Consider the following 4029-nt stretch of genomic DNA (forward strand, 5'->3'; position numbering starts at 1 on the left):
GCCGCCGTCGCGTCGGTAGTGCTCGTACATCTCGGCGTTCCTGGTGGGCGGGTTCAGCGAGCTGCTGGTGCGGTGGACCGCGGGCGACATCCCCCTCGACCGGGACGAGATCGTCCGCACGGCCACGGAGATGTTCCTCGCCGTCGGCCGGGCCGGGAACCGGTTGAGTCAGAGCAGGTGACGCAGCGTCCGCCCCGGGTCCGCGAGGAACTCGCGCGTGGTGCGGACGGGCAGGCAGTCGTCGTAGTCGACGGTGTGCAGGCCGCCGTCATGGTCGATCTGGAGGATCCGCGCGCCCGGCAGGGCGGTGAGGATCGGGCTGTGCGTGGCGATCAGGAACTGTGAGCCCGCGCGGGTGAGCTCCTGGATCCGCGCCAGCGCGGCGAGCTGGCCCTGCGTGGACAACGCGGCCTCGGGCTCGTCGAGCAGGTAGAGGCCCTGCGGGCGGAAGCGGTGGGTCAGCAGGTCCAGGAAGGACTGCCCGTGCGAGCGGTCGTGCGGGGAGACACCGCCGTAGGGCTCCAGCTCGAGACCGCGGGACTCGATCTCCGTGGCCACGTTGAAGTAGGTCTCGGCGCGCAGGAAGAACGAGGACCGCTCCTTGCCCGGGGCTCGCGCGATCCGCAGCGCCTCACCCAGCGCGTACCGCGCCTCCCGGGTGGCGAACTGGAAGTGCCGGGAGCCGCCCTCGGGATTGAGCCCCGCCGCCACGGCCAGCGCCTCGACCAACGTCGACTTCCCGGAACCGTTCTCGCCCACCAGGAACGTGACGCCCGGGCCGAACTCGAGCCGCCGCCCGCGCAGCGCGGAGACCACCGGCAGCGCGAACGGGTAGCGGCCCCAGTCGGCCGCCTCGTCGTCGATCGCCGCCCGGCGCAGGAAGATCCCGGCGCCCTTCGGCGGCCGGGCTCGGCTCAGCGGCCGTGCCCGTTGTCGCGCCGTGGTCCGCTCACGACCTCCTCGACCCGGGCCCGCACGACCCCGGCCGCACCCTGCACCGCCGGATGGTCCGCGACGCGCTGGTACGTGCGGTGCAGCTGCTCGTAGCGCTCGTGACCGGCCTTCGTGCCGAGCACGTAGCCGATCGCGGCACCCAGTAGGAACGTGAGCATCGTGAGCCTCCACGGGCGGGGTCGACGGGTGTTCCCATCCTGCCCCAGTCCCACGACCGGGGGAGCGGCCCGGGGCGAGGAGGGGGGTCGGAAACGGGCTCCGGCCGGTGTTGTACTGTTCCCCCTGCCAGCGAGCGGGCCTCCCGGTCGCGGCCGGCGGTCCTCCGTAGCTCAATTGGCAGAGCATGCGACTGTTAATCGCAGGGTTACTGGTTCGAGTCCAGTCGGAGGAGCTTTCTCCAGGTCAGAGGCCTTCAGCCCGACCGACCACACGCTGATCTCCCATTCTGACCGCCGTCGTGGCGAAGGACGTGACGCACGGCCCGGTCCTGCAGCCGGAGCTCGCGCGCCACCACCTCCTGAAGGTCGGGATCGTCGGCCGGTGCGCTCACCCGGCGGCGGCCGCAGGGTCGTCCCGCTCGCGGTTCGGGTTGCGGGACAGGCCAGGTAGCCCGAGGTTGTCCCGCAGTGTGGTGCCCGTGTAGTCCGCCCGCAGCGAGCCGCGCTCCTGCAGGAGGGGGACGACCTTGTCCACGAAGCCGTCGAGCCCCGAGGGGACGAGGTGCGAGCCCACGATGAGGCCGTCCGACCCGTCGTTCTGGACGAAGGAGTCGATCCGGTCCGCCACCTGCTGCGGGGTGCCGACGAACGAGCCGTGTTCGAACCGGTCGGCGACGAGCTCGCGCAGGGTCAGCTTCTTCGCCTCGGCGATCTCCCGCCACGCGGCGACGGTGGCGAAGCGGTCCTGGTGCACCAGCGCGCGGCCCTGGATGAACGGCGGCGCCTCGGAGTCCGGGTCGATGTCGGGCAGCGGGCCCTCGGGGTCGTAGGCGGAGAGGTCCCGGTTCCAGATCTGCTCGAGCAGGATCAGCGCGGTCTTGCCGTTGACCTGCTGGCTGCGGATCTCGCGGTACAGCTCCTCGGCCTCGGCCTCCGTGTCGCCGAGCACGAAGCTCGCCGACGGGAGGATCTTGATGTCCTCGGGCCTGCGGCCGAACCTCACCGCCCGGGCCTTCACGTCCCGGTAGAACTCCGCGGCCTCGGGCAGCGCGCCGTAGGGCGAGAAGATCGCGTCGGAGCGGGAGGCGGCGAAGTCCCGGCCCTCCGGGGACACCCCGGCCTGCAGGATCACCGGCCTGCCCTGCGGGCTGCGCGGCACGGTGAACCGGCCGTGGACGTCGAACTGGTTGCCCTTCGACGAGAACGCTCCCGCGTCCCCCCGGGTGAGGAACCGGCCCGTCGCCGGGTCGGCTGCGATGTCCGCGTCGTCCCAGGAGTCCCAGAGCGTGCGGATCGTGTCGATGATCTCGGCGGCGCGCTCGTAGCGCTGCGAGCGCGGCAGGAACCCGCCGCGGCGGAAGTTCTGGCCGGTGAACGCGTCGAACGAGGTGACGACGTTCCACGCCGCCCGGCCGCCGGACAGGTGGTCGAGGCTGGCGAGCTGGCGGGCCAGCTCGTAGGGCTCGTTGAAGGTGGCGTTGATCGTGCCCGCCAGGCCGAGATGGGTCGTGACGGCGGCGAGCGAGGCGAGCACGGGCAGGGTGTCGGGGCGGCCGACGATGTCCTGGTCGAACACCCGGCCCGCGCGCTCGCGGAGCGCGAGGCCCTCGGCGAGGAAGAAGAAGTCGAACCTCCCGCGCTCGGCGGTGCGGGCGGTGTGCTCGAAGGTCGAGAAGTCGATCTGGCTGCCTGCCTCGGGGTCCCACCACGCGGTGTGGTGGTTCACCCCGCCCAGGTAGGCGCCGAGGATGACCTGCTTGCGGGGACGTGTCACGAGGTGCCCTCTCAGACGGCCGCGTAGCGGTTCGGGACGGTGGTGGGCAGGCCGAGGCGCCCGCGCAGGGTCGTGGCCTCGGACGGCCGGAACAGCCCGCGTCGGGTCAGCTCGGGGACGAGGTCGTCGACGACGGCGGTGAGGTCGTCCGTGGCCACGGCGGGTCGCAACCGGACCCCGTGGTAGCCCAGCTCGTGCCAGGAGGCGACCAGGTCCGCCGCCCCCGCGGCGGAACCGGCGAAGACCGTGGTGTCCGACGTGTACGGCTCGCCCGCCACCTCCTCGAGGCGGCTGCGGCGCCGCGCACCGGACTCGCCCCCGGAGTCCAGGAACACCACCAGGTCCGCCCAGACCTGCAGCGGCTCCCCGGTCCGGCCGACGTCCGCCGCCGCCTGCTCGACCTCGCGGAGGATCGCGTCGGCGGCGTGGTCCGCGGTCGGCGTGACGAACACCAGGTCGGCGCCCCGGGCGGCGAGCTCGTAGGGCACGCGCTGGTGGGCCAGGGCACTCACGACGGGCTGGCCCTGCGGCGGCCGCGGGGTGATCGACGGACCCCGGACGCTGAAGAACCGGTTCTCGACGTCGACCGTGTGCACCTTGTCCCGGTCGATGAACCGCCGCGTCTCGACCTCGCGGATCTCGGCGTCGTCCTCCCAGCTGTCCCAGAGCCTGCGGACGGCGTCGACCACCTCGGCGGCCTCGTCGAACAGCTCCTGGAACTGCGGGGACAACCTGCCCGCGTGCACGTCGTCGAGGGAGATCGGGGCGATCTCGCGGCGGCCGAAGTGGGCGGCCTCCTCCGGGCGACCGGACACCTTGACCTGCCAGCCCGCGCGGCCGAGCGAGGTGTGGTCCAGGGTCGCGAGGGCTTTGGACACGTGGAAGGGCTCGGTGTGCGTCACGGTCACGGTCGGGACCAGGCCGATCCGGCTGGTCAGCGGCGCCAGCAGCGAGGCGACGAGCAGGGCGTCGAGCCTGCCGCGGACCTCGTCGAGCCGGTCGTCGGGCTGGAAGGAGTCGTGGTTCTGCAGTGCGAGGGTGTCCTCGATGGTCAGCAGGTCCAGGCCGCCGCGCTCGGCCGTGCGGGCCAGGTCGGCCCAGTAGCGCGGGGTGAACAGCTCCCGGGGGCGGGAACCGGGCTCG

Annotated in this window: 4 protein-coding genes and 1 tRNA gene; 1 reads left to right on the plus strand and 4 read right to left on the minus strand. The window is 72.7% G+C overall.

Annotation, left to right across the window (positions count from 1 at the left end; genetic code table 11):
• Positions 1 to 168 precede the first annotated feature (168 nt).
• Positions 169 to 816 carry an AAA family ATPase gene (locus H5J29_RS23645; protein WP_181783234.1) on the minus strand — a complete coding sequence of 216 codons (648 nt, stop codon included), beginning with the start codon at positions 814 to 816 and terminating at the stop codon, positions 169 to 171.
• A 98-nt stretch (positions 817 to 914) separates the two neighbouring features.
• Complete coding sequence (locus H5J29_RS23650; protein WP_181783235.1) at positions 915 to 1112, minus strand: hypothetical protein; 198 nt, start codon at positions 1110 to 1112, stop codon at positions 915 to 917.
• Between the two features lie 160 nt (positions 1113 to 1272).
• Here H5J29_RS23650 and H5J29_RS23655 point away from each other — a divergent pair.
• A tRNA-Asn gene (locus H5J29_RS23655) sits at positions 1273 to 1345 on the plus strand.
• Positions 1346 to 1500: 155 nt separating this feature from the next.
• On the opposite strand, the gene H5J29_RS23660 is transcribed toward H5J29_RS23655, so the two are convergent.
• Both H5J29_RS23660 and H5J29_RS23665 read right to left on the minus strand, forming a co-directional pair.
• Positions 1501 to 2886 carry an NtaA/DmoA family FMN-dependent monooxygenase gene (locus H5J29_RS23660; RefSeq protein WP_181783236.1) on the minus strand — a complete coding sequence of 462 codons (1386 nt, stop codon included), beginning with the start codon at positions 2884 to 2886 and terminating at the stop codon, positions 1501 to 1503.
• A gap of 11 nt (positions 2887 to 2897) precedes the next feature.
• The coding region (locus H5J29_RS23665; RefSeq protein ID WP_181783237.1) for an LLM class flavin-dependent oxidoreductase at positions 2898 to 4029 on the minus strand (1132 nt) is incomplete at its 5' end.

It is taken from the genome of Pseudonocardia pini (genome assembly GCF_013870575.1).
GTDB lineage: Bacteria > Actinomycetota > Actinomycetes > Mycobacteriales > Pseudonocardiaceae > Pseudonocardia > Pseudonocardia pini.

Bases quoted from the DNA above. Each gene is read 5' to 3' on its own strand.
- H5J29_RS23650 (WP_181783235.1), bottom strand. From the start codon at position 1,112: ATGCTCACGTTCCTACTGGGTGCCGCGATCGGCTACGTGCTCGGCACG.